The sequence below is a fragment of the Brachybacterium paraconglomeratum genome, assembly GCF_039541415.1.
In the GTDB taxonomy this organism is placed as follows: domain Bacteria; phylum Actinomycetota; class Actinomycetes; order Actinomycetales; family Dermabacteraceae; genus Brachybacterium; species Brachybacterium paraconglomeratum_A.
The window spans coordinates 95,409-118,820 of record NZ_BAABGE010000009.1 but is presented as its reverse complement, the minus strand read 5'-3'; the positions used below and the strand labels follow the sequence as shown (position 1 = coordinate 118,820).

Annotated in this window: 19 protein-coding genes; 7 read left to right on the top strand and 12 right to left on the bottom strand. The window is 71.1% G+C overall.

The window, feature by feature from the left end; genetic code table 11:
* Positions 1–50: 50 nt before the first annotated feature.
* The 8 genes from ABD893_RS14255 to ABD893_RS14220 all read right to left on the bottom strand — a co-directional run bounded on the left by ABD893_RS14255 (position 51) and on the right by ABD893_RS14220 (position 8,658).
* Entirely contained in the window at positions 51–947 is an 897-nt protein-coding gene (locus tag ABD893_RS14255) for an aminotransferase class IV (protein ID WP_345081634.1), read from the bottom strand.
* 141 nt (positions 948–1,088) lie between these two features.
* On the bottom strand, positions 1,089–2,195 hold the full coding sequence (locus ABD893_RS14250; protein WP_345081631.1) for a hypothetical protein: 1,107 nt from the start codon (positions 2,193–2,195) through the stop codon (positions 1,089–1,091).
* Positions 2,196–2,365: 170 nt separating this feature from the next.
* Positions 2,366–2,848 carry a hypothetical protein gene (locus ABD893_RS14245; RefSeq protein WP_345081628.1) on the bottom strand — a complete coding sequence of 161 codons (483 nt, stop codon included), beginning with the start codon at positions 2,846–2,848 and terminating at the stop codon, positions 2,366–2,368.
* A gap of 83 nt (positions 2,849–2,931) precedes the next feature.
* Positions 2,932–4,224 (bottom strand): hypothetical protein, encoded by a 1,293-nt coding sequence (locus tag ABD893_RS14240; protein WP_345081625.1) that lies wholly within the window; start codon positions 4,222–4,224, stop codon positions 2,932–2,934.
* Between the two features lie 242 nt (positions 4,225–4,466).
* A complete protein-coding gene (locus ABD893_RS14235) occupies positions 4,467–5,261 on the bottom strand; it encodes a hypothetical protein (RefSeq protein WP_345081622.1) in 795 nt (264 codons plus the stop codon).
* Positions 5,262–5,292: 31 nt separating this feature from the next.
* A complete protein-coding gene (locus tag ABD893_RS14230) occupies positions 5,293–6,543 on the bottom strand; it encodes a galactokinase (protein ID WP_345081619.1) in 1,251 nt (416 codons plus the stop codon).
* A complete protein-coding gene (locus ABD893_RS14225) occupies positions 6,540–7,379 on the bottom strand; it encodes a nucleotidyltransferase family protein (protein ID WP_345081616.1) in 840 nt (279 codons plus the stop codon). The genes ABD893_RS14230 and ABD893_RS14225 overlap by 4 nt, the downstream gene beginning before the upstream one ends.
* Positions 7,380–7,425: 46 nt before the next feature.
* Positions 7,426–8,658 carry an NAD(P)/FAD-dependent oxidoreductase gene (locus ABD893_RS14220; RefSeq protein WP_345081613.1) on the bottom strand — a complete coding sequence of 411 codons (1,233 nt, stop codon included), beginning with the start codon at positions 8,656–8,658 and terminating at the stop codon, positions 7,426–7,428.
* A 156-nt stretch (positions 8,659–8,814) separates the two neighbouring features.
* Between ABD893_RS14220 and ABD893_RS14215 the strand changes: the two genes are divergently transcribed.
* From ABD893_RS14215 to ABD893_RS14205, 3 genes are all read left to right on the top strand, one after another.
* Positions 8,815–9,222, top strand: coding sequence for a DUF2695 domain-containing protein (locus ABD893_RS14215; RefSeq protein ID WP_345081610.1), 408 nt, complete (start codon positions 8,815–8,817; stop codon positions 9,220–9,222).
* Between the two features lie 134 nt (positions 9,223–9,356).
* Positions 9,357–10,859 (top strand): glutamate-cysteine ligase family protein, encoded by a 1,503-nt coding sequence (locus ABD893_RS14210; protein ID WP_345081607.1) that lies wholly within the window; start codon positions 9,357–9,359, stop codon positions 10,857–10,859.
* A 174-nt stretch (positions 10,860–11,033) separates the two neighbouring features.
* Positions 11,034–12,044: a bile acid:sodium symporter family protein gene (locus tag ABD893_RS14205; protein ID WP_345081604.1), complete on the top strand. Its 1,011-nt coding sequence runs from the start codon at positions 11,034–11,036 to the stop codon at positions 12,042–12,044.
* 118 nt (positions 12,045–12,162) lie between these two features.
* On the opposite strand, the gene ABD893_RS14200 is transcribed toward ABD893_RS14205, so the two are convergent.
* The gene (locus tag ABD893_RS14200) at positions 12,163–13,962 is read right to left on the bottom strand and encodes a BCCT family transporter (RefSeq protein ID WP_345081601.1); all 1,800 of its coding nucleotides are present in this window, start codon (positions 13,960–13,962) and stop codon (positions 12,163–12,165) included.
* A gap of 215 nt (positions 13,963–14,177) precedes the next feature.
* Here ABD893_RS14200 and ABD893_RS14195 point away from each other — a divergent pair, with 215 nt between their 5' ends.
* Entirely contained in the window at positions 14,178–14,843 is a 666-nt protein-coding gene (locus ABD893_RS14195) for a DUF4352 domain-containing protein (protein ID WP_345081598.1), read from the top strand.
* A gap of 262 nt (positions 14,844–15,105) precedes the next feature.
* Here ABD893_RS14195 and ABD893_RS14190 read toward each other — a convergent pair whose 3' ends face one another.
* A complete protein-coding gene (locus tag ABD893_RS14190; protein ID WP_345081595.1) occupies positions 15,106–15,609 on the bottom strand; it encodes a DUF2306 domain-containing protein in 504 nt (167 codons plus the stop codon).
* A gap of 151 nt (positions 15,610–15,760) precedes the next feature.
* Between ABD893_RS14190 and ABD893_RS14185 the strand changes: the two genes are divergently transcribed.
* The gene (locus ABD893_RS14185; RefSeq protein WP_345081850.1) at positions 15,761–16,369 is read left to right on the top strand and encodes a MerR family transcriptional regulator; all 609 of its coding nucleotides are present in this window, start codon (positions 15,761–15,763) and stop codon (positions 16,367–16,369) included.
* An 89-nt stretch (positions 16,370–16,458) separates the two neighbouring features.
* On the opposite strand, the gene ABD893_RS14180 is transcribed toward ABD893_RS14185, so the two are convergent.
* The gene (locus ABD893_RS14180; protein WP_345081592.1) at positions 16,459–17,292 is read right to left on the bottom strand and encodes a hypothetical protein; all 834 of its coding nucleotides are present in this window, start codon (positions 17,290–17,292) and stop codon (positions 16,459–16,461) included.
* 80 nt (positions 17,293–17,372) lie between these two features.
* On the opposite strand from ABD893_RS14180, the gene ABD893_RS14175 reads away from it, so the two are divergent.
* Positions 17,373–17,921, top strand: coding sequence for a hypothetical protein (locus tag ABD893_RS14175; protein ID WP_345081589.1), 549 nt, complete (start codon positions 17,373–17,375; stop codon positions 17,919–17,921).
* A 26-nt stretch (positions 17,922–17,947) separates the two neighbouring features.
* Here ABD893_RS14175 and ABD893_RS14170 read toward each other — a convergent pair whose 3' ends face one another.
* Positions 17,948–20,593: a lamin tail domain-containing protein gene (locus ABD893_RS14170; RefSeq protein WP_345081586.1), complete on the bottom strand. Its 2,646-nt coding sequence runs from the start codon at positions 20,591–20,593 to the stop codon at positions 17,948–17,950.
* Between the two features lie 157 nt (positions 20,594–20,750).
* On the opposite strand from ABD893_RS14170, the gene hrpB reads away from it, so the two are divergent.
* The gene (gene hrpB, locus ABD893_RS14165) at positions 20,751–23,402 is read left to right on the top strand and encodes an ATP-dependent helicase HrpB (protein ID WP_345081583.1); all 2,652 of its coding nucleotides are present in this window, start codon (positions 20,751–20,753) and stop codon (positions 23,400–23,402) included.
* The last annotated feature ends 10 nt before the right edge of the window (positions 23,403–23,412 follow it).

Genomic DNA, 23,412 nt, shown 5'->3' with positions numbered 1-23,412 from the left:
TGGGCCCGGGCAGCGCAGCTGGCCGCGGCGGCAGCGCGGGCCCGGACAGCTCAGGCCTGGCCCTTGAGCACCTGCTGGAAGCGGGCGGTGAGCTCGTGGTCCACCGGAAGCGCAGCCTCGTCGAGGTGGGTGATCGGTGCGGCCAGCCGGGTCGAGGACAGCAGCCAGGCACCGTCGGAGCCGGTCACGTCCTCCACGGTCATCAGCTGCTCGCTCACCGCGGCGCCCTCGTGCTCGCCCAGCCAGTCGAAGAGCTTCTTCACGCAGGTCCCGGGCAGCACGCCGGCGCTGACCGGGGTGGTGAGGAACTTCCCGTCACGGCGCACCAGCAGCGTGGAGGTGGGCCCCTCGAGCACATAGCCGTCGCTGGCCACGAACAGAACGTCGACCGCGCCGCGCCGCTTCGCCTCGCGCACGGCCGCCATGTTCACGGCGTAGCTGAGGGTCTTCGCGCCGGGCAGCAGCCAGGGGCTGGTCCCGGCGGAGGCGGTGGACAGGCCGCGATCCAGCGCCGCCACCTTCATCCCGGACCGGTACGGGGTCCAGTCGTCGGAGATGCGGGCGTGGATCCAGCAGGTGGGGACACCGTCACCCTCGATGCCGCGGGTGTACATCACGCGCACGCTGAGCTCGGCCACCGGATCGTGGGCGGCGATCGCGGCGTCGACCGCCTCGGCCACAGTGGCGAGATCGGGCTCGGGCAGCTCGACCTGGGCGGCGCTGCGGGCGAGCCGTGCCAGGTGGGGGCCGACGTTGACCGGTACGCCGTCGAAAGCGCCGATGGTCTCGAAGACGCCATCGCCGCGAGTGGCGACGAGGTCCGTGACCGACAGCTGCGGGACGGTCGCGTCGGCCAGGTGGAAGCGGGCGCCGCCGTCCGCCGGGGCGCCGGTGGCACCCGGGACGAGGACGAGGACCGGAGCGGGGGAAGGGCTGGTCGTGGTCATGTCACGGCTCCTGATCGGGGGGCCTCACGGGGGTGGAGGCGATCCGTCCAGGGTAGACCCCTGCCCAGGAGGTCGAGCCGGGTCAGGACCGACGGCCGGGACTGGCGGGTCTGGCCGGGGGTCGGTGGGCCGGCCGCCGGGTCAGGCGTGCCCGATGCTGTCGCCGATCGCTGCGCCGCTGCTGCTGCCGCTGCCGGAGTCGAGGGCGTCGCCGAGCATCTCCAGCAACCGTTCGAGCAGGGAGCGCGGCCCCTGGTCTCCCTCGTGCACGAGGCGTTCGGCAGATCCGGAGCCCGCACTCTGCGCAGGGCCGTGCTCCACGCCCTGGAAGCCCATCGGCTGGCCTCCCGCGGGCGTGTCCGAGGCAGTTCCCTCGGCCGAGCCCTCCGCGCCTGCACCGGCAGCGCCACCGGATTCAGCTCCTGCCCCGCCACCCCCGGAGCCACCACCGGACCCCGAACCGCCGCCGGAGCCGGAGTCGCTGGCGTCTGATCCACCACCGGCGCCTCCTGCGGCTTCACCGCCACCGCCTCCCGCATCAGAGTCACCGCCGCTGGAGTCACCGGCGGCGCTGGAGTCTGCGCCTGTCTGCTCCCCCTCGACGGGCGCGGTGTCAGCAGACAGCAGCTCCCCCGGGGCGATCTGGCCGGACTCGCCGATCAGGTTGCCGAGGCCACCGGCGAGGCCGAGCCCCGTGAGCAGGTTCTCGAGTGCGAGGCCCATACCGAGCGCGCTGCGGACCATGTCGGCGAGCAGGCCTCCGAGCAGATTGCCGACGAAAGCGCCGAGGAACGCCTCGCGTCCTTCGGGGGTGCTGAGCACCTCGCGCAGCAGCTCCGCGAAGGGGCCGTCCTGGCCACCTCCCGCACCGCGCAGCACGTCGTCCACCACCCCGAGCACATCACGCAGGAACTCACCGGGGCTCGACCAGCCGCCACCTCCGGAGCCGCCGCCTCCTCCGATCCCACCGAGGGGGCCATCCGGCGCGGAGGCCGCCTCCTGCTCGTCGGCATGCTGGGCGAGTCGGCGCGCCCGCTGGCGCAGCTCGAACCCCTGGTCCTGCAAGGAGGGACGCACTGAGCCCGACCAGTCGGCGCGGAAGCGATCGGCGTCCTCACCAAACCATTCGATGTTGTCGATGCTCGAGGTCAGCAGAGTCTCGATCTCGGCGAGCGCTTCCGCTCGGCGCGAGTACACCGTCCCCATTGTCCGCAGCGCCTCGGTGTCCGCGCCCCAGAATGCGTTCATCGGCTGCCGGTCCCCTTCCTCATCCCCATCACCGGCCGTGCCGGATCCCCCATTTGTCGTTCCTACCGTAATGAGTCCTCGGCCCCACGGCCATGGGGAGGACTACCCATGCCACAGCCTGCATCGATGCCTGCTGCACGGAAGGTGAACAGGCTCCGCTGGCACGGGTGTCAGGAGCCGCCGAGCAGCTCCCTCACCCAGGTGGGCAGACGGCCCTCGCCGACACGGGCGGCGAGCAGGTGCGCGTAGGCCGCATCGATCCCTCCGAGCCCGTCGAAGCTGCCCGGATCCCGGTCGTAGTTCAGGTCCGTGTCGAGCCGGATGCGGTCCGGTTCCTGCGGGCTGCGGCTCGCCGTCAGCTGGAGGGAGACGAAGGCTTGCTCCTGCTCGGCGGTGGCCTGCTGGAGTGCATCCAGCAGCAGCGTGATCTGTGAGTCGGTCGCGAAGGTGGCATCGCCTCCGTCGGTGGTGCCGTCGCGCTCGGTGATCACGAGGCGGCCGGCCCACTCCTCCCCGTGGGGGATGAACGCTGCTCCCACTGCGGCCCAGTCCTCGGTGAGCTCGAGCGAGCTCAGCAGCACGCCGACGAGGTCCTGGATGAGAGCACCCTGGCGCTCCATCGGAGCACTGGGCAGGGGCGGGGTCTGGGTCAACGGAGGTCCCTCCACACGGGGCGGATCGCAGGGTCATTTCGCAGGGTCGGTCGGAGTTGGCGACCTGGGCGCTGGTGCGCAGATCAGCCGGGGAAGCGGGCCCCGTCAGGATAGTTGGGCAGGTGCTGATCCACGATCTGCTCACCGTTCTCGTGGATGCTCACGTCATAGCCGCTGGGGACATACTCCCAGGGCTCGCTGCCCTGTTCTGGACCCACTCCTTCGGGCTGCTCCTCTCCCCAGATTACGAGGGTCTCGTAGGAGTAGGAGCTGCCATCATCGGAGATGCCGTCGGCCATCATCGACTCATAGGTGTAGATCGTGTCCTGGCCGCTGCGGGCCTGGTTCACCTCGTCCCACTGCCGGGTGTAGTTGATCTCCTCGCGGATCCCGCCGAGCTGGCGGGCCAGCACGTGACCGGCGTTGAACTCGACCGGCTCGGAAGTGCCATCCCCCGCCAAGTCCCAGCGTTCGGCGATCTTCGACTGGATGGACTGGCTGCGGGACATCTCGCGGTCGACGATGACGTCCGGGACGTACATGTGCTCGGTCCGGCCCAGCTCATCGGTGCGATAGAAGGTCGAGTCGTTGACGTGGTACGTCGCATCGGGGAACACCTCGCGGAGGTTGGGGTTCATCTCCTTACCTCCGCCGGTGGCCTCGACATAGGTGATGCGGCCCTCGCCGTCGGTGTAGTAGGTGCCGTGGTCTCCCACGTCGTATGCGGTGTCCGGGGCGAGGTCGAGGGGCGCACCGTCCGCGTCCAGGCCGAAAGGCTGGTCGTCGGCGCCGGGGGCGAGCTCATGGTTCCCGTCCACGATGAGGGCGGAGTCGGTCTCCGGCGGGCTGAGCTCCATACCCGACTCGGGGAATGCGAGCCCGCTCTCCCCGATGGCTTCCGAGAGGCCGGCAGCGCTCACTGCGTGCGCCGCGTGTGCTGCACTCGAGAACAGCGGGGTGCTCGCGGCCATCAGCTGGAGGTCGACGACACCCATGGTAGAGAGATCAACGGCGGGAACATCGACGGAGGCCGAGGCGCTGAAGGAAGCAGGGGTGTCCGCTTCAGAAGGGCCAGCCCCGGGAGGGCCAGCTCCAGCGGAACCAGCTCCAGCGACAGAGGCGTCGTCCTGTTCCCCGGCATGCTGCTCCAGCTCTCTCCCCTGCTCCTGGAGCCGGGCGACGCGCTCGAGCAGGCCCGGTCGCACCCGACCGCTCCACTCCGCACGGAAGGTTTCGGCATCCGGCCCGCTCCAGGCGAGGGAGTCGATCAGGACACCGAGTCGGAGGGCGAGACCGTCGAGCTGTTCGCCGCCGCCGCCGAAAGCGCCGGCCACCTGCCGCAGAGCCTCGGTATCAGCCCCCCAGAAACCGCTCACGTCATCTCCCCCGCTCGTGGCCACGTGGACCTGACGCTACGGAGCGGCGGCGGGCGGCGGGAATGGGGAGTTCTCCCCATCAGGCACCCCTCAGGCACGGCGGCGCCGAGTGTTCACCGGCGAGTCACCGGGCGGATAGGGAGCGGCCGACGGCCAGATGCCCGCGCTCAGCGCCCAGTGCCCAGCCACAGCCACAGCCACAGCCACAGCCACAGCCACAGCCAGCGATCTCGATCAGCGGCTCAGCCGCCCATCACCGCGATCACGCGGCCGTGCTCGCTCCAGGCGACGTGCGTCTCCAAAGGGTCGCCGGACACCTCGACCTCTATCAGGTCCACGCGTGCGCCGACGGGTGCCTCGCGCAGGTCCGCGACGGCGAGTGCGCCGTCCGGCAGGTTCGCGAGGCCTGACGCGGCGGGGTCCTGGAGGGGCACCTCGACGGTCTCGGCAAGCTCGGTCATGCCCAGCAGCTCGGCGAACAGGTGCTGGTCCATCAGCTGCTCGGCGGCGTCGGTGCGGGCGCTCTCGGAGTCCTCTGCGGCCGGGCCCCGCTCCGCGAGCGCGACGAGGGTGGCCTCGAGGGCGTCGGCGAAGCGCACCAGATAAGCGCCGAGATCGGGGGCGGCCAGCTGCAGAGCGAGGTCCTCCCCGATCCCGTAGACGGCGCCGGGGGTGCCGTCGGGATCCAGGGCGAGCACCACGGCCGCTTCCGGGGTCTCGTACAGCGGGTAGAAGGTGGTCGAGTCACCGAGCAGGGTGTACGGCCCCACGTCGGTGCGGTCCTCGATCTGGAGGGTGAGCATCGTCAGCCCACGCACGGTCACCCCACCCAGCTCGTCGGCGATCTGTTCGAGGGCGGGCGGCGGATCGGCCGCGACCTCCTCCTCGGTCACGGCGAGGCCGGGGATCGCGGCGGCATCCTGCTCGTAGATGTTGACCAGCGAGGCCAGTCGGTCCAGGACCGGTCGTACGGAGGCCAGGGGCAGCACCTCGGCGTCGGTGGGCCAGGGCAGGGAGGGAATCATAGGCGTGCTCACACGCTCAGTGTGTCACGGTGCCCCGGGCAGCTCAGCGAATCCTGCGGGCAGCCCCGCCGGGGCGGGTGACCGAGGCGGTGGCGCCGCTGCGCTCGGAGTGAGCGGCCCGGTAGGCGTCCAGCCAGCGCTGCCCGAACTCCTCGGCACCGTCCGTCGGGACCAGCGCCCAGACGCTGCCTCCGAAGCCCGCCCCGAAAGCGCTCGCGGCATGGGCGCCCAGCTCCCGCGCGAGCCTCTGCAGCGCGATGGTCTCGGGCACCTGGTTGCGCAGGCCCTGCTCCGCGCAGGCCTGGGATTCGTCGACCAGGCGACCGAACTCCTCGAGGTCCCCCTCCTCGAGCGCGATCGCGGCGGCGGGGATGAGCCGCTCGGATTCGGTGAGGAACTGAGTCAGGCGGCCCCGGAGGTATTCGTCCTCCGCGGTGAGCTCCCGCAGCCGGGTCACGGCTGCGGGTCCGCTCGCGACCGCGGCGGCGAGAGTGGGATCCTCCCGCCCGGAGTCTTCGCACCAGCGGCGCAGGATCTCGGTGACGGCGAGAGAGACGCGGTTGTAGGCGCCGAGCGCGGCACCGGTCTTCTCCGCCTCGACGCCGCTGACGGCGACCACCAGAGCGAGCTCGGGCCCGAAGGCGATGGTGCGCTCATGGCGCACCGGACAGAAGGAGTACTGCACCAGGGCATCGCGGACCCCGCAGAGCATCGCGGTGTGGTCCTCGCTGCCGCCGAAGGTCCCCACCCCGCGGTAGCCCTCCAGGGTCCCGAAGCTCTGCCCGTTCTCGACGGTGCCGAGGTACTCCCCGAGCTGCTCGGGGGTCGTGACCTCGGCAGTGAATTTCTCGTCCGCGGCGATGCCGGACAGGTCGATCAGGGCCAGGGCGAGCCCGACCACCAGCGCCGAGGAGCTGGACATCCCGGCTGCGAGCGGGAGGGTCGAGCTGATGGTGATGTCCGCGCCGCGCAGACAGCCCGGGAAATTCGCCTCGAGCCTGTCGGCCACGGCGCCGACGTAGCCGCCCCAGTGGCCGTCCGCCGCGGCGGAACGTGCCTCGTGCTGGTCGAGGTCGATGGTGACGGTGCCGCCCACCACCTCCGAGTGGACGCTCAGCACCCGGTCCGGGCGCACGACGGCGGTGATGGTGTGGCCTGCGTCGACCGCGGCGAGCAGGGAGCGTCCGCCCGCATAGTCGGTGTGCTTGCCGAGCACCTCGATGCGGCCAGGCACGAACCAGGAGACGGAATCCCCCTCGATGCCGGTGGTGAGCTGCGCCAGCACATCGCTCACAGCGCCACCTCGATCCCGGCCAGCGCCTGCTGGACGGCGGCGACATCACCGCGGGAGGACATGTCCAGCACGCCGACGGCGGCGGGGACCACCGTGAAGGTCTCCCCCTCCTCCACCAGCAGGCGGACGGCGTCGATGATCTCGAGCTCTCCGCGCACCGACGGCTCGATGCGCTCGCAGGCATCGAAGATGGCGGGCGTGAACAGCCAGGCGTTCATCGAGACCGGGGCATCCTCGCCGTAGGCGGCAAGGGTCTCGTCATCCGGCTTCTCGACGATGTCGCGCAGGTGGCCCTCGGCATCTGCGGCGACCAGTGCGAAGGCACGGATCCGATCGGCGGGGATGTTCGAGCTCTGGACCAGGGCGGCACGCTCGAAGCCGACCAGCGCACTGCCGGGGGCTGCGGCGAGGGCGGTGAGCGCCGCACGCGGGTAATAGTTGTCCGAGTTCAGCACGATCACCCGCTGGTCGCCGGCGAAGTCACGGGCGGCGGCGACGGCATCGGCGGTGCCACGGGGCTCCGCCTGGATCGCGGTGGTCACACGCACCCGGCCGCCGGTGACGCGCGCGGCGTACTCGCGCAGCATGTCGTGCTCCGGGCCGATGACCAGGCACAGCTCGGTGACGCCGGCGTCGGCGAGGACGGAGATGACGTAGTCGAGGAAGGGACGACCGACGTCGATCAGGGCCTTCACCCCGCTCGCGGCCACCTGGGCCTGCTGCTCGTCGAGCTGGGCGGTGTCATCCGCGCGGCGCATGCGGGTGCCGAGGCCGCGTGCGAGGATCACGGCCCGGGTGGGGGCATCTGCGGGGATGTTCTGGTTCTGATCAGCCACGCCGGAAGTGTACGGGGAGGTCCGCGTCGAGGTCCCCGGGGCCGTTTCAGCCGCCCGGGGTGATCTGCTCCTCGAGCGCCTCGGCGGTGAGCTGACCCTCCTGCGAGGCGGTGATGACCTCCCGGGCCCGGGGCACGGAATCCCAGGTGTTCCACAGCAGCACGCCTTCGACCGCGCCGTCCTCGAGGTAGTACACGACCGCGGCGCTGCCCTCCGCATTCCAGAACTCCCGCATCTCCAGCCTGGTATCGAGGCGTCCCACCGCCTCGTAGCCGTCCTCGAAGAGGTCGGAGAAGAACAGCGGCGTATAGGAGTACTCCTCCGGAGCGAGCGAGTCGTCCCGCAGGGCGCGCGCCATATTCCTGCCAGCGACGGTGCCGGAGGCCTCGGCATGGTCGACGTGCTCGACGTGGCGCAGCCCCAGCAGCGGGTCATCGAACAGGGCGATGTCACCGGCGGCGTACACATCCCGCGCGCTGGTGCGCAGCTGCGGATCGACCACCACGGCCCCCTGCTCGAGATCGATGCCCACATGCTCCGCGAGGGTGGTGTTCAGGGCGGCGCCGAGGCCCAGCACGACGGCATCAGCGGGGAGGCTGCGACCGTCCTCCGCGCGGAGCACGAGCTCCGGGCCGGTATCGATCCCGGCCAGGCGGAAACCGGGCACCGTGGTGATCCCCTGCGCGGTGAAGACCCGCTGGACATGCTCGGAGATCGAGGCGGGGAACAGATGCTCGAGGAGCCGCTCGCCGGCATGGGCGAGGGTCACCACCGCGCCGGTGCGGGTCAGCGCCGCGGCGACCTCGGAGCCGATGTACCCGCCGCCGACCACCACGACCCGGGCTCCGTCCACCGCGAGCTGACGCAGGTGCCGGTAGTCCCCGATGGTGCGGAGGTAGGCGATACGGTCGTCGTGGAGGCCCGGGAGCCGACGGGGCGAGGCCCCGGTGGCCAGGAGCGCCTTCCCGAAGTGGGTGCGGTGCCCGCGGGCGGTGACCACGCTGTGGGAGGCGGGCAGGAGCTCGGTGACCAGGGTGCCGGTGAACAGCTCGGCGCCGGTCTCCTCCGCAGTGTGCAGATCCTGGCTGTGGGGGTCGGGGTCATCTCCGTGCCAGAGAGTCTTCGACAGGGCCGGGCGGTAGACGGGGCCGTGAGGATCCGCGGAGAGGATCGCGATGGTGGCGTCGGGGTCCGCCTCGCGGATCGCCCGGGCCGCTCTGTCGGCGGCGATCCCGCCCCCGATGATCACATGGTCGTAGCGGTGCTTGAGGTCCGACATCGCAGGCTCCTTCGCCGAACGGATGGGACTGCCACGATATTCCTGCACGGCCGTCTCAGCAACGTCTCAGCCCCGGCCTCTCCTCCACAGTGCCTGGTCATCCACATCCTGCGCCGGGACCGGCGCCGTGGGCGGCGCGGATGGTGCACTGCCCTCATGACTGATACGCCGCTGACGGAAGCTGAGGAGATCCTGCGGGAGCTCTCGGCCCAGCTGACCGAACCCGTCGGGTCCGAGTGCCTGCTGTGCTTCGTGTACCGCATGCTCGAGCACGGCTGCCGCGGGCTGCGCTGGGCCCGCCGCTACCGAGACCTGCGCGCACCACAGGCCTCCGCGCTGGTGCGCCGTCTGCGCCAGGTGGGAGCCGGCTGCGACTGCGAGATCTTCTGGAATGGATACGTCCTGCACGATGAGCATCTGGTGCGCACGGTCAGGCTGGACCAGGACGGACACGACCAGCCCGGGGACCTCGAGTATCCCGCGGCGATGCCTGCCTGCCAGGGTGCACGCGCGGGGTCGACCCGGCCCTGCGCGCTCTGGCTGCGGCAGGGTCGGCACCGGTGAGGCACTGCTCCTCATCGGCCGACGGGGAGGGCTCGACCCGACCAGATGTTCCGGCCCGCGGCCCTGACTGCGACAACAGGACGAGGTCGTGCTTGGATGAGCGCCATCAGCCCCGCCACTGACCGGAGGTCACCATGGGACGCGAGATCGGCAGCACCGAGTACACCCGTTCCCAGCGCACGCGCTACCGCAGGGAGCTGCGCCGCAACCTCGACCTCTTCGAGACCTTCCTGGACACGGCCGAGTTCGTGGACGAGGGCACCGTGGGGGTCGAGCTCGAGATGAACCTCGCCCAGGCGGACACCATGGCTCCGGCCCTGATCTCCGATCTGCTGCTCGAGGATCTGGAAGACGAGGAATACGTCCACGAGATCGGCCGCTTCAACCTCGAGGCGAACCTGCCCGTCTCTCGCCCTCAGGGACAGGGCCTGCGAGATCTCGAGACCGAGCTGGCCGAGAAGATCGACCGCGCGGATGCCGCCGCCCAGACCCGGGGCGCGCGGGTGATCCCCATCGGGCATCTGCCCACCATCACCGAGGAGCTCTTCTCGAGCGACGAGTGGCGCGCCCCGGGCGCCCGCTACGAGGCGCTCGAGAAGAGCGTCCTGGAGGCGCGGGGGGAGGAGATCTACCTGAGCATCGAGGGCGAGGGGAAGGGCAAGGGCCTCGAGGCGACGTTCGACTCGATCGCGCCGGAGTCCGCCTGCACCTCGATGCAGCTGCACCTGCAGGTCCCTCCGGAGCAGTTCGCCGCCGCCTGGAACGCGGCTCAGGCGATCGCCGGCCCGCAGGTGGCGCTCGCCGCGAACTCACCCTTCCTGCTGGGCAGGCGGCTGTGGCACGAGACCCGCATCCCCACTTTCGTCCAGGCCCTGGATACCCGCCCGCCCGAGCTCGCCACCCAGGGAGTACGCCCCCGGGTGTGGTTCGGCGAGCGCTGGATCACCTCGATGTTCGACCTCTTCGAGGAGAACGTGCGCCTGTTCCCGGCACTGATCCCCGAGTCACGGGAGATGGCGGAGGAGCCGCTGCTCACTGAGGGCTCCTCGCCCCGGTTGCACGAGCTGATGCTCCACAACGGCACCGTCTGGCGCTGGAACCGGCCTATCTACGACCCCGGCGTGGACCTCCCGCACCTGCGGCTCGAGAACCGTCTGCTGCCGGCGGGGCCGACGCCCGCAGACATGGCCGCCAATGCGGCGTTCTTCTACGGGATCCTCCACTCGCTGGTCCATGAGCGGCGGCCTCTCTGGTCGCGGATGAGCTTCGAGCAGGCCGCCGAGGCGTTCCAGCAGTGCGCCCGGTGGGGTCTGGAGGCCCGGGTGCGCTGGCCCAAGGTGGGGCGGGTGCGGGTGGCGGATCTGCTGCTCGAGCAGCTGATCCCCCAGGCCATGGAGGGGCTGCGGAACCTCGGCGCGGACGCGGATGTGGTGGAGCGCTACGACGGCATCCTCTCCGAGCGCGCCCGCACCGGCCGCAACGGCGCCCGCTGGCAGATCGACACCGTCACCTCCCTCGAGCTGCGCGGCGCGACCCGCTCCGAGGCGCTCGCGGAGATGACCCGTCTCTACCGGGCCGCGGTGGACACCGGGGAGCCGGTGCACGCCTGGCCGGTCCCGGCCCGCAAGCGCAGCTGAGTCCGCGCCGCCCCGCCCGTATCCGTCCTGAACCACCAGGCCCGGCCTGTCTGAGTGTGGGGCGCGACCCTGCGGAGCCGGCTCCAGGGCCAGCCCTGCGTGGCGCGACACACACACGGCAACCGATGGTCCACATCATGGGACGAGATCTCACCGGACGATACGATGCGGAGCATGAGCACCCCACCTCCTCCCACGACCACGGATCCACGGCCGCCCGCCGCGTCCACCGCCCGCACCTCTGAGGACCGCTCCGCGCGCATCGCGGTGACGGTGTTCCCCGCACTGATCCTCGCCGCCGCAGCCTTCGGCTTCTTCGTGCCGAGCGTCGGTCAGTCGCTCGCGCAGTACACCAGCATCTATCTCGGCGTCATCATGTTCGCGATGGGCCTGACCCTCACCCTCCCGGACTTCGCCCTGGTCGTGAAGCGCCCGCTGCCGATCCTCATCGGCGTCATCGCCCAGTACGTGATCATGCCGCTGGTCGGACTCGGCATCGCCGTGCTGCTGCAGCTCCCGACGGAGCTCGCCGTCGGCGTGATCCTGGTGGGCTCCGCTCCGGGCGGCACCAGCTCCAACGTCATCGCCTACCTGGCCAAGGCGGACACCGCCCTGTCGGTGACGATGACCTCCATCTCCACACTGCTCGCGCCGCTTTTCACCCCGATGCTGACCCTGCTGCTCGCCGGCTCCTACCTTCCCGTGAACGCCGGGGACATGGCACTGTCGATCGTGAAGATGGTGCTCATCCCGGTCATCGGCGGCCTCGTGATCCGACTGATCGCCGGCAAGCTCGTGGACAAGATCCTGCCCGCCCTGCCGTGGGTCAGCGTCGCCGGTATCTCGCTCGTGGTCATCGCTGTGGTCAGCGGCTCCACCGAGGCGATCGTCACCGCCGGCGGCATCGTGCTGCTCGCCGTGGTGCTGCACAACGGGCTGGGCTACCTGCTCGGCTACTGGGCCGCCCGCCTGCTCCGCCAGGGCGAGCGCGCTGCCCGCACCACCTCGATCGAGGTCGGCATGCAGAACTCGGGCCTTGCCGCGACGCTCGCCGCGAGCGCCTTCAGCCCGACCGCCGCACTGCCCGCCGCCATCTTCTCGATCTGGCACAACCTCTCCGGCGCTGTGCTCGCGATGTACTACCGCCGCAGCGGCGACAAGCACCAGATAGATCCCACCACCTGATCTCACCCCTCCCCGCTCCCTCTCTCCGACGAACAGCTGACGAGCAGAAGGGCCGACGCACCGCTCTCGCGGGCGTCGGCCCTTCTGCTTCCGCCATTCCCTGCTCAGCCGGCTTCGCTCAGCGGGACTCGTCCCGTCCACCCTCGGGCAGCTCAGCGATGCCGCTGCCGGTGCGCGAGGGCAGCGTCCCGGTCTCCGCGCCCGGTGCCTCGGCCCACGCGCCGTCCTCCTCGTAGGGATCGGTGAGCACCGGCACCTCGGAGGTGAAGGTCGGCTCGACGACGTAGTCGTCCGTGGAGTACTCCGCGTCCTCCTCACGGCGCTCGTACTCCTCCGGGGGCAGCACCTGCGCCCACTCGCGGGTGCGGATCGGGGGCAGTTCGCCGGCGTCCTCCCTGAGCGCTCGCAGCAGGGCGTACATCTGGAACCAGCCCATGATGAAGAACGGCAGCCCCACCAGGATGATCGTGGACTGCAGCGCTTCGAGTCCGTCGGAGCCCGAGAACACCAGCAGCGTGGCAGTGACCAGGGCGATCGCCACGCCCCAGAAGATGCGCTGGCCCAGCGGGTTGAAGTCCTCGTGACCGTTGGCCATCGAATCGGTGACCAGGGCGGCGGAGTCCACCGAGGTGACGAAGAAGATGATCACCAGGACGATCGCGACCACCGAGATGGGGAACGCCAGCGGGTAGTGGTCCAGGAAGGCGAACAGTGCCCCGGGGATGTCTCCGTCGTCGACCACCCGCTCGACCAGTCCTCCTTCGCCGTTGAGCTCGATGTCGAAGCTCGCGTAGCCGAAGATGCCGAACCAGATCACGGAGAACGCCGAGGGCACCGCGAGGACGCCGGCGACGAACTGGCGGATGGAGCGGCCCTTGGAGATGCGGGCGATGAAGATGCCCACGAACGGCGACCAGGTGATGGTCCACGCCCAGTAGAAGACGGTCCAGGTGTTCTGCCAGCCGGTGTTCGCGAAGGTGTCGTTCCACAGCGCGAGCTCAGGCAGGTTCACCAGGTAGCTGCCGAAGGACTCGATGGTGCCCTTCATGATGAACAGCGTCGCGCCACCGGCGAACAGCACGAAGAGCATCAGCAGCACGGCCACGACGATGTTGAAGTTCGAGAGCACCTTGATGCCCTTGTCCAGGCCCATCGACACCGAGATCAGCGCGAGCCCGCAGACCACACCGATAATGATGAGGTTCCAGCCGGCGGTCTCGGGGACGCCGAACAGCTGGTTCAGGCCGCCGTTGATCTGCAGCGTGCCCAGTCCCACCGAGACGGCGATGCCGAAGACGGTGCCGATGATGGCGATGATGTCGATGGCCTTGCCGATGGGGCCGTGGATGCCCTCGCCCAGCAGCGGCTGGAAGATCGAGCTCACGCGCGGCGGCAGGTTCCGCTTGTGGATGAAGTAGGCGAAGCACAGCGCCGGAAGGGTGAAGATCGTCCAGGTGTGCAGCGTGAAGTGGTAGTACGTGAAGTTCATGGCGTCTCGGGCCGCGTTGACGGTGCCCGCCTCGAGGCCGAGCTCGGCGGCGCGGGGCGGGTCGCCGAAGTGGCTGATCGGCTCGGCGACTCCCCAGAACATGAGGATCGAGCCGATGCCGGCGGCGAAGAGCATCGCGAACCAGGCACCGCCGGAATGCTCCGGCGGTTCGTCGTCCGGGCCCAGCTTCACGCGGCCGAAGCGGCCTGCCGCGATGAAGATCAGGAAGGCCAGGAACACGGTGACGCCGAGGATGTAGAACCAGCCCAGGTTCGTCATCAGCCATTGCGAGGCGGCGTTGGTCGCCTTGCCCATCGGCTCGGTGAAGGCGATGGTTCCGACCACGAAGGCGATGATGATCGCCGCCGAGCCGAAGAAGATCACCGGTGAGGTGCGCAAGCGCAACGCGTCGTGCAATCTGGTCAGCATGGTCCAGTCTCCTCATGGTGCGGGAAGGCTTCTGGTGCGAATAGGTGCCGTGGAGAGCGGTGCTCGACCGGATTGTGCCGCAGTGGTGGCACCGTCCGGCTGTCCGCCAGTATTGCAGGGGTCGTTCTGGTCCCGGGGGAGTTCTCCCCATCGCGTGATGCCGAACTCGCCGGTACCGTCGGCAGGATCAACCGAGCGTCATCGTGGAGGAGACCATGAGCAACCCCTACGGCGTGCCCAGCGCACCTCCGCAGAAGAGCCGCACCGGCCTGTACATCGGTATCGCCTGCGGATGCCTCCTGCTGGTCGCGGTCCTGGTGGCGGTGGTCGGCGTCGGCCTCTGGCTGTTCTCCCGTGATGGCGGCGGCGAGGACCCCACCAGCGGTCCCAGCATCAGCCAGTCCCCGTCAGAGGATCCGACCACGGAGGAGGCTCCGACGGACGATCCCACCACCGAGGATCCGACCGACGACCCCACCGAGACGCCGAGCGAGGATCCCTCGACGGATCCCGACTCGAGCGCAGGCGCCTCGATCTCGATCCAGGTCTCCGCTCCCTCAGAGGGCGCCACGTTGGACACCCAGGACGAGACCCTCGAGACCGAGAACGGGAAGTTCATCGGTGTCGAGGTGAACCTCACCAACAACGGCAGCGAGGACATCGGCCTGGCGGGCAAGAACTTCCGTTTCTATGACGATGCCGGCAACGAGCACTCGCTGCGCTACGCCTCGTTCTCGACCTCGGGACCGCAGGTGACTCCCGGTGAGGAAGCGACCGCTCAGCTGTACGCGGACGTCCCCACGGACATGGTGCTCAAGGAGATCAGCTACACCGATGTAGTGGGCACCGGCGGCGAGGAGATCACCTTCCCCGTGGGTTGAGCGACCGAGCGGTCCGGAGCCGTCCGCGCGCAGGTCACGACCTTCTGGAGTGCACCCGACCAGCGCATTCAGGGATTGACCAGCCTCACCTCAGTGGTTTTGCCGGAAGCCGGGTTCTACTGGTTGTCACGCGTCACCGGAGGACCTGCCGACTGAGGAGGAAGCAGGCTCCATCACTCCGGGGGCGCGGGGGAAAGGGATAGCCCCGGCTCGTGGGGACGAGCCGGGGCACTTTTCTGTCCGAGGTGTTTCGGGGCAGCTCTCAGGTGCCAGCGATGCTGGGTTCACGCTCATGCTGCGGGCGCGGCGGGCGCTGCCCGGCCGACCGCACCACGCTGACGTGGACGAGGAGCAAGAGGGCGCCGACGCCGAGAGCGGTGATCACGGCGATCAGCGGTTCGCTGCGCAGCAGCTGCGGGATCAGCCGCACCGGAACCAGCGCCGCGAAGGCGAAGGCGGTGAGGGTCCCGAGATACGAGCCGATCATGAAACCGCGGTGGACGCTCACATTCCCTGCCCGGATCCCGAGGATCGCCACGACCATGCACACCAGGGTCCAGATCGACAGGCCGTGCAGCCACGAGAAGCCATCGGGCATGATCCAGAAGCTCGAGATGCACACGGTCAGGATCGCCGAGACCCAGGTGACTCCGATCAGCCGATGGGCGAGGTCCCGCCGACGCCGCAGGATCTGCAGCGGCCCCAGCAGCAGCACATACGTCGCTGCGAGCGCATGCAGCGTGATCACTGGCGTGAAGGCGTCCATAGGGTGCACGATAGTTCCGCTATCCCACTCCGCGCCATCAAGATAGTTGCTGGTCGCGGGACTATCCATGAAGTTCACGTCTCTCCCTCCAGGAGGTTCCGCGATGCTGCTGGCAGAGCTCGCCGAGGCCAGCGGGGTCTCCGTCGCCTAGATCAAGTTCTACCGACGCGAAGGACTGCTGCCCGCCGGGGCGCGACTCACCGCGACCCGGCAGGACTACGGCCCTGCCCATCTCGAGCGCCTCGCGCTGATCCAGGTGCTGCGAGAGGTCGCAGACGCTCCGATCTCCCGCATCGCGCGCCTCACCGCGATTCTGGACGACCCTGAGCAGCCGTTGCTGAGCGCCCTCGGCGCAGCCCAGCTGATCGCCCTGGGTCTGCCTGCCGAGGAACCAGACGAGGTGAGCGCGGGCCCGCCGGAGCACCCGGCGATCGCCCCGTTGCTGGTGCACCTGGGCTGGCCGGACGTGGACACCTCGCCGCGGAGGGCACTGAACGAGCTGCTGCGCTCGCTCGAGGGCTGGGGACTGCCGACGGATCTCGAGGTGCTGCGCCGCTACGCCGAGCCGGTCGCGGAGATCTCACAGGCCGACGTGGCCTCGATCCGGGCCCAGACCGGGCAGCCCGGACCGGAGGTCAGCGATGACGTGCAGGTGATGCGAGCCGTGGCCGGAGCGATCGCTTTCGACCGACTGGTCCAGCTGCTGCGCGCCCTCGGGCACACGTCCTACAGCATCCTGCGGGCTCGCGGCTCCGGCTGAGTCCCGCTCCGTGCCGCCGGATCCAGCGCTGCTGGGCTCAGCGCAGCAGGGCTCGGCGCAGCAGCGACCAGCGCTGCAGGTCTCGAGCCTCAGTGCCGCAGATCGATCCCGAACACGCGCCGGATCTGCGCGACCGCGTGCCGCGTGAAGCGCCTGTCCGAGGGCGTCGAGGCGAAGGGAAGCACCAGCCCAGGATGCTCGGGATGGGTGACGCGGCCATGGGTGGATCCCGGGGAGACCACGAACCCCGCATCCTCCATCCGGCGCAGCAGCTCGCGCCGGGTGGTGGGGTGGCGGGTCCCCTGCCCGCCCCGGGTGCTGGGCCCGGACGCCTCCTCGGCGATATCCAGGGCGGGCTCGTACTCCGCCGGGCGCACGGAGAGCGCATAACGGGTCGAGAACAGCCCGATCACGGCGTTGTCCGCCCTCCGCACCTGCACCACCAGCTCGGCACGGAGGAAGTGGTCGCTCGCGCCGGCGTCTGCGGTCCAGGCGTCCTCCGGGTCGGCGACCGTCTGCACGATCTGCTCGGAGGGCAGACCCTGGACGCCGACGGCACGGATGTCCCCGTCGGTGATCCGCAGTGGACGCGGCACGGGACGGGGGTCCTCGGCGCTCAGCGTGTGCACGGCGCCGGGGGGTGCGCTCGGCACCGGGCGTGGCAGCTCCACGCTCCGGGCTCGGCGCCGCGGCAGCTGGGCCGACGGGCTCTGCTCCCGGGCCGTGTCCCCTCCCCTGCCCGCGCCCTGTTCTCCGCCTGAGCTCGGCCCCGCCGGCGCTCCTGCGGGATTCTTCTCGGTCCCGGGGCGGCGTCCGCTCGCGCTCCAGTCCACGGGGCGCACCCGCCGTGCAGGATCGCTGATCCCGCGCAGGCTCTTGGGGGTCGGCGGAGTGGGGGTCGGCCGCGGTCGTGGAGTGCTCACCCTGGAGATGGTGGCATGCCGGAGCCGTCCGTTAGCGTTGCACTCGTCGGCTTCCCCCCATCCCCTTCGTGAGGATCCGTGTGTCTGCTCGCTCCACCCTCCCCCGCCCGTCCGTCGCCCGCTTCGCCGGGGCTCTCTTCGCGGTGACGCTGCTCGCTGCCGGCTGCGGGGAGAGCTCGCCGGGCCCGGAGCAGCCCTCCGCGAGCTCGAGTGATACCTCTGCCAGCTCGGACGGCGGCGGCGCCGAGGCCGGCGGGTCCGACGCCGGGGGAGCCTCCGACGGCGGCGGACAGACCGCGGCCGGGGTCCCGCAGGACCCGTATCCGGTCACCCCTGCTCCCGAGGGCTTCGCCCCGCCGGAGGCCTGCTCGGGCGAGGGCGCCTACTTCGGGAAGGTCGGCAGCACGGCCACCCCTGAGCTGCCGGAGCGCGCCGGGGAGACGCTCACCATCGACGTTGTGGGCATCGAGGGCGAGGACGCGCAGCTGACCGCCACTCTCGGCGACGGCAGCGCCCGGGAGGTCGAAGCGGTCACCCTCGGGGAGACCGTGACCATCGATCTGTGGACGATCTCCGTCACCAGCGTCTGCGGGGACACCCAGCAGGTCGAGTTCGACCTCATCAACTGAGCATCCCCGCACCCTGAGCGACGGGCTCAGGCCTGGCGGGAGCGGCGGATCAGCCAGTAGCCGCCGGCCACGAGCGCCAGCGCGGTGACGGTGATCGCCGCTGCGCTCACGCCCGTGCGGGCGAGCGCGCCATCGCGGGAGTCCGCGGAGCCGGGATCCGCGGCATTCGCGGAGTCGTAGGCGCCGCCAGAGGTCTGGACTCCACTGGGTGCCGACGAACCACCCGGGCGCTGCTCGACACCGGAGGTCTGGGTTCCGCCGGAGGTCTGAGTGCCACCGGAGGTGCCGCTTTCGGCGCCGTCCCCCTCCGACCCGGCAGGCGCCGGATCCTCGTCGCCCTCGTCGCCCGGTGCAGGAGCCGGATCGGACCCCGGCGTCGGCTCCGGCGTCGGCTCGGGTTCCGGTGCCGGCTCGATGGCGTCATCGCAGGCAGGATCCATCAGGCCGATCCCGCGCAGTGCGTGACCGTCGGTGTCCGCATCATCGGTGAACCAGGCCTGGCGGACGCCGTCGGTGCAGATGTCGGTCGGCGCGAGCGCCACGCCTTCGTTCGCGAACTGGGCGGGCATGCCGTCGGGGCGGGCGAACACCTCGGAGGCGACCACCGGAGCCGCGCCGAGCGCGTACTGCACCGAGACGCCGTCGAGCGCCTCATCGGCGAAGGCCCACAGGGTGTTCGACGCGGCGTCATAGTCCAGCGCCATCAGACCGGGCAGCGGGGAGGGCAGCGTCGCGACCAGCGCCGCGCCTCCGCCGGCCTGCAGGGCCAGCGCGTAGACGTCACCGGTGTCCTCGAGGACCACGAAGGCATAGGCCTCAGCAGCAGGGACCTCGGCGCCCAGCTGTGCGAAGGCGCTCGCGGGCACCATCTCGATGCCTTCGAGGCCGCCGTTGGCGGAGGTCGCCGGCAGCACGTCGGTGAGGTTCCATTCGGAGACAGCGGTCAGCAGGTCCCCGTCGGCGCTCGCGTCATAGGCGAGCACGGTGTTGCGCGAGGCGCCCTTGTCCGCGTTGTCCCGCTCCACGGAGAGGTAGATCAGCCCGTCGGTGCCCACGGAGATGCCCTCTCCGTCGGGCTCCCCGGTGCCGTCGGCGAAGAGCGTGTGCTTGCCGCCGGTGGACCAGCCCTCGGTCTGGGTCCAGGTGCCGTCCGCGGCGAGGACCAGGCGGGAGAGCTGGCCGGCGTCGTTGTTCACGCCCCACAGCACCTGACTGCCGTCCTCGAGGATCTGCAGGTCAAGACCTGAAAGGTCTTCGCCCCACTCCCCTGCCTCATCGTTCACGGTGAGGTTCCCATCGGTGGGCAGCGGGGTGGTGACCACAGGCTCGACGGCGCCGCAGTCGTTCTCCTCGCCCGGGGTCGCCGCGGCGGAGGCGATGTGCACGCCCTCGCACAGCGCATTCGACTCGGTGACGTGCTCGGTCCAGGAGACCTGACCGAGCAGCGTGCCGGCGGCATCCTGGAGGCGCACCTGATCCTCGCCGCCGAGGCCATAATCCAGCTCGTCCCCGGTGATCAGCAGCAGCGCACCCGGCGCGAGCACCGTGCCAGCAGGCACCGTGTACACGTGGTCGTCGTCCGCGTCGAGGACGCGATGGCCGCTGAGGTCCGCAGGCGCGGAGCCGAGGTTCTTCAGCTCCACGAAGTCATCGCCGCCGGAGCTGGTCTCGTTGATGACGACATCACCGCACGCATTGGCTCCGCCCGGGGTCGCGACGTGGCTCATGCTGAAGTCACCCTCACCAGCCCCACCGCCGCCGCAGCGCTGCCAGGAGGGGACTGCGTGGATGTCATCCGGCCACTTCGTGCCGTCGACCAGGTGGCCGTTCGGGGCGAAGATCCGGGCCTGGTCGCCCTTGCCGAGCCCGAAGGGCATCCCCGTGAACACATAGCGCTCACCCGGAGCGAGCTCGGTGCCGGCGGGTACGACGGCCGGAACCTCTGCCGGGATGTCCTTCTCGTCCAGCAGGTACCAGTCCGAGAGGTCGATCGTGCGGTCCGAGACGTTCGTGATCTCGACCCAGTCGTCCCCCTCGGAGACGGCCTCGGTGACCCGGATGGCGTCGGCGTCCGGATGCTCCTGGGCAGCTGGCGGCGGGACGTAGGGGCCGGAGTTCGCCGTCCCCTTGGTCACCTCGGCGGAGGCGGTGACCACTCCGTCGATCACGATGTAGCTGGTGGGGGCGTGCTCGGTCCAGGCGAGGGAGTCGATCAGGGTGGCGCCGTCGGCCGCGAACAACCGGACGGTGTCCGCCTTGCCGAGCCCGAAGTCGAAGCCGCCCGGGGCGGCGTCGGCGTGCTCCAGGACCAGGTGCTCGCCGGGGGCGATCACGGTGCCGGCGGGGAGGGTCCAGTCGCGGGAGTCGTCGTCATCGCGCAGGAACCAGCCGGAGAGGTCCACCGGCTCGCCGCCGGTGTTGACCAGCTCGACCCAGTCCTCGCCGCCGGCGGGGTCGTCGGACTCGACCTCGGAGATCTGCACCTCGGCCGGGGCGGCGAGCGCGGGGGCCGACGGGGCGAGCACCACCACCGCCACGAGCGGGGCGGAGAGTGCGAGGGCACCGCTCAGCGCACCGAGCCGGTGCAGGACGGGACGGTGCCCGGCGGGACGGGGCAGCACGGGGCGCCGGACGGCGGCGTCCGACGGCGAGTGGGCAGGGCTGGGGCGCACGGAATCTCCTGGATCATCACGAGGGGGGCTCGCGCATCTCATCAGCGACCGATGAACAGCGACCGTGGCGCATATGGCCAGGAGGTGGCCTGGGGAGGGCGGGCCCGGGAGCAGGGTCGGCGCGCGGGGACACCGGCCGGCGCGGCATGATGGGTGGATGCCCGCCGCTCCTTCCGCTTCCCCCGCCCCGCACCGCTTCGACCTCGACGCGATCGGCGCGGGCCTGCCGGTCGCAGCCGCGCGGAGCGAGCTCGAGGCGGCGGCACGCAGCGGCGCGATGGTGGTCACCGCCCCGCCCGGCACCGGCAAGACCACGCTGGTGCCACCGCTGGTCGCGAACCTCGCCGAAGGTCTGACCCTGGTCACCCAGCCGCGCCGGGTCGCGGTGCGGGCGGCCGCGCGGCGGATCGCGCAGCTGGACGGCTCCCCGCTCGGCGGCCCGGTGGGGTTCACGGTGCGCGGGCAGCGGGAGGTGAGTGCCGGGACCCGGCTGGAGATGCTCACCCCGGGTGTGCTGCTGCGGCGCCTGCTCGCGGAGCCGGAGCTGCCCGGGGTCGCCGCGGTGCTGCTCGACGAGGTCCATGAACGCTCTCTGGATACGGATCTGCTGCTGGGGATGCTGGCCGAGGCTCGACAGCTGCGCGAGGATCTGCTGGTCGGGGCGATGTCCGCGACGCTCGACGCCGCGGCGGTGGCCGGCGTGCTGGACGGCGCCGCGATCGTCGAGGTCCCCAGCGCCCTGCATCCGCTCACGGTCTCCTACGCCCCCTCCCCCGTCCCACGGCTGGACGCCCGCGGCATCACCCGCGAGTACCTGGACCATCTCGCCCGCACCACCGCCCGCGCCCAGCGGGATCAGGGCACCGATGCGCTGGTCTTCGTGCCCGGCGCGCGGGAGGTCGATGAAGTGGTCTCTCGCCTGCAGGGCCTGGTCGGCGCCGAGGTGGAGGTGCTCGCCCTGCACGGCCGGCTCCCGGCCAGCCAGCAGGACCGTGCCACCGGCGGCCGGCGCCCCGGCGAGCTGCCCCGGATCGTGGTCTCGACCTCTCTCGCGGAGAGCTCGCTGACTGTGCCCGGCGTGCACCTGGTCGTCGATGCCGGGCTCTCCCGAGAGGTGCGGCGGGACCGCGGCCGGGATATGTCGGGCCTGGTCACCGTCAGCGCTTCCCGCGCGGCGGCGGAACAGCGGGCGGGCCGTGCGGCCCGGCAGGGTCCGGGCGCTGCGGTACGGGTCTTCGCGCAGTCCGACCTCGCTGGGATGCCCGCGCAGTCCCCGCCGGAGATCAGCTCGGCGGATCTCACCGATGCGGCGCTGTCCCTGGCCTGCTGGGGCACGCCCCGCGGGGAGGGCCTGCCGCTGCTGACCCCGCCGCCGGCGGGAGAGATCGCCGCGGCGGAACAGACTCTGCACGCTCTCGGCCTGGTCGACGACGAGGGCCGGCCCACCCCGTCTGGGACCCGCGTGGCGCGCCTGCCCGTCGGGGTGCGGGAGGCGCGTGCGCTGGTGGACGGGGCGCAGCGCCTGCCAGGCAGGGACGGGGCCCGCACCGCCGCGGAGGTGGTCGCGGCGGTCTCCGATGATCATCGGCCGACGGGCGGCGACCTGCCCCGGCTGCTCGCAGACCTGCGCGCCGGTCGCGCGCCAGGCGTCGACCGCTGGCGCCGGGAACGCGACCGACTCACCCGCATCGCCCGGGGTTCCGCGGAGCGTTCCGGGAGCTCTGCTGCGGGGCACAAGGGCGCCGCCGAGCAACCCTCGGGATCCTCCGTGGGGCGCCGCGGCGCCGCGCCCCCGCTCCTCACCGCGACCGACGCAGCCCACCAGGCGGGGGCCGTCCTCGCCCTCGCACGGCCCGAGCGGATCGCCCATCTCACCGCCGACGGCTCCCGCTCCTACCTGCTGGCCTCCGGTACCCGCGCTGCGCTGCCCGAGGGCAGCGGCCTGCTGGGGCGGGACTGGCTCGCCGTCTGGGAGGTGCAGCGGGCGGAGGGTCGCGCGGCCGACGGCACCGGGGCGGTGATCCGCGCCGCCGCACCGCTGAGCGAGGAGAACGCCTTCCTCGCCGGGGCGGAGCTGCTGGTCTCCGAGCGCACCGCCCGCCTCGAGCACGGGACGGTGCGGGCGCGGCAACGACGGCTGCTCGGGGCGATCGAGCTGACCTCGACCCCGGTGACCGCGACCGCGAAGGACACGGTCCCCGCGGTGCTCACCGAGGTGCGCGCCCGGGGTCTGGCGGGGCTGGCGATGAACGAGCCGGCCACGGCGCTGCGCGCCCGGCTCGGGCTCGTGCATCGCGAGCTCGGAGCGCCCTGGCCGGCGATGGACGAGGCCTCCCTGCTGGAGCGGCTGGAGAACTGGCTCGCTCCGCAGCTCTCGGCCCGCACCACGAAGCTCTCCGGCATCGACGTCACCGGCGGACTGCGACTGCTGCTGCCCTGGCCCGAGGCCTCCGAGCTTGCCGAGCTGGTCCCGGAACGGCTCGCGGTGCCCTCAGGGAACACCGCCCGCATCCACTATCCCGCGCCGGAGGCCGAGGACGGCCGGCCGGTGGTGGCGGTGAAGCTGCAGGAGCTGTTCGGCCTGGCCGAGACCCCGCGCCTGGTGCGGGGGCGGGTGCCGGTGCTGTTCCATCTGCTCTCGCCAGCCCGCCACCCGCTCGCGATCACCGATGATCTGCGGTCCTTCTGGGACGGTCCGTACCGGGAGGTGCGCAAGGAGATGCGCGGCCGCTACCCGAAGCACCCCTGGCCGGAGGACCCATGGACCGCGCCGGCGACCGCGCGGACGAAGCGCGCTGCGGGACGCTGAACGAGGTCAG

Bases quoted from the DNA above. Each gene is read 5' to 3' on its own strand.
- ABD893_RS14215 (WP_345081610.1), top strand. From the start codon at position 8,815: ATGACTGATACGCCGCTGACGGAAGCTGAGGAGATCCTGCGGGAGCTC.
- ABD893_RS14195 (WP_345081598.1), top strand. From the start codon at position 14,178: ATGAGCAACCCCTACGGCGTGCCCAGCGCACCTCCGCAGAAGAGCCGC.
- ABD893_RS14190 (WP_345081595.1), bottom strand. From the start codon at position 15,609: ATGGACGCCTTCACGCCAGTGATCACGCTGCATGCGCTCGCAGCGACG.
- ABD893_RS14220 (WP_345081613.1), bottom strand. From the start codon at position 8,658: ATGTCGGACCTCAAGCACCGCTACGACCATGTGATCATCGGGGGCGGG.
- ABD893_RS14205 (WP_345081604.1), top strand. From the start codon at position 11,034: ATGAGCACCCCACCTCCTCCCACGACCACGGATCCACGGCCGCCCGCC.
- ABD893_RS14200 (WP_345081601.1), bottom strand. From the start codon at position 13,962: ATGCTGACCAGATTGCACGACGCGTTGCGCTTGCGCACCTCACCGGTG.
- ABD893_RS14255 (WP_345081634.1), bottom strand. From the start codon at position 947: ATGACCACGACCAGCCCTTCCCCCGCTCCGGTCCTCGTCCTCGTCCCG.
- hrpB (WP_345081583.1), top strand. From the start codon at position 20,751: ATGCCCGCCGCTCCTTCCGCTTCCCCCGCCCCGCACCGCTTCGACCTC.
- ABD893_RS14250 (WP_345081631.1), bottom strand. From the start codon at position 2,195: ATGAACGCATTCTGGGGCGCGGACACCGAGGCGCTGCGGACAATGGGG.
- ABD893_RS14210 (WP_345081607.1), top strand. From the start codon at position 9,357: ATGGGACGCGAGATCGGCAGCACCGAGTACACCCGTTCCCAGCGCACG.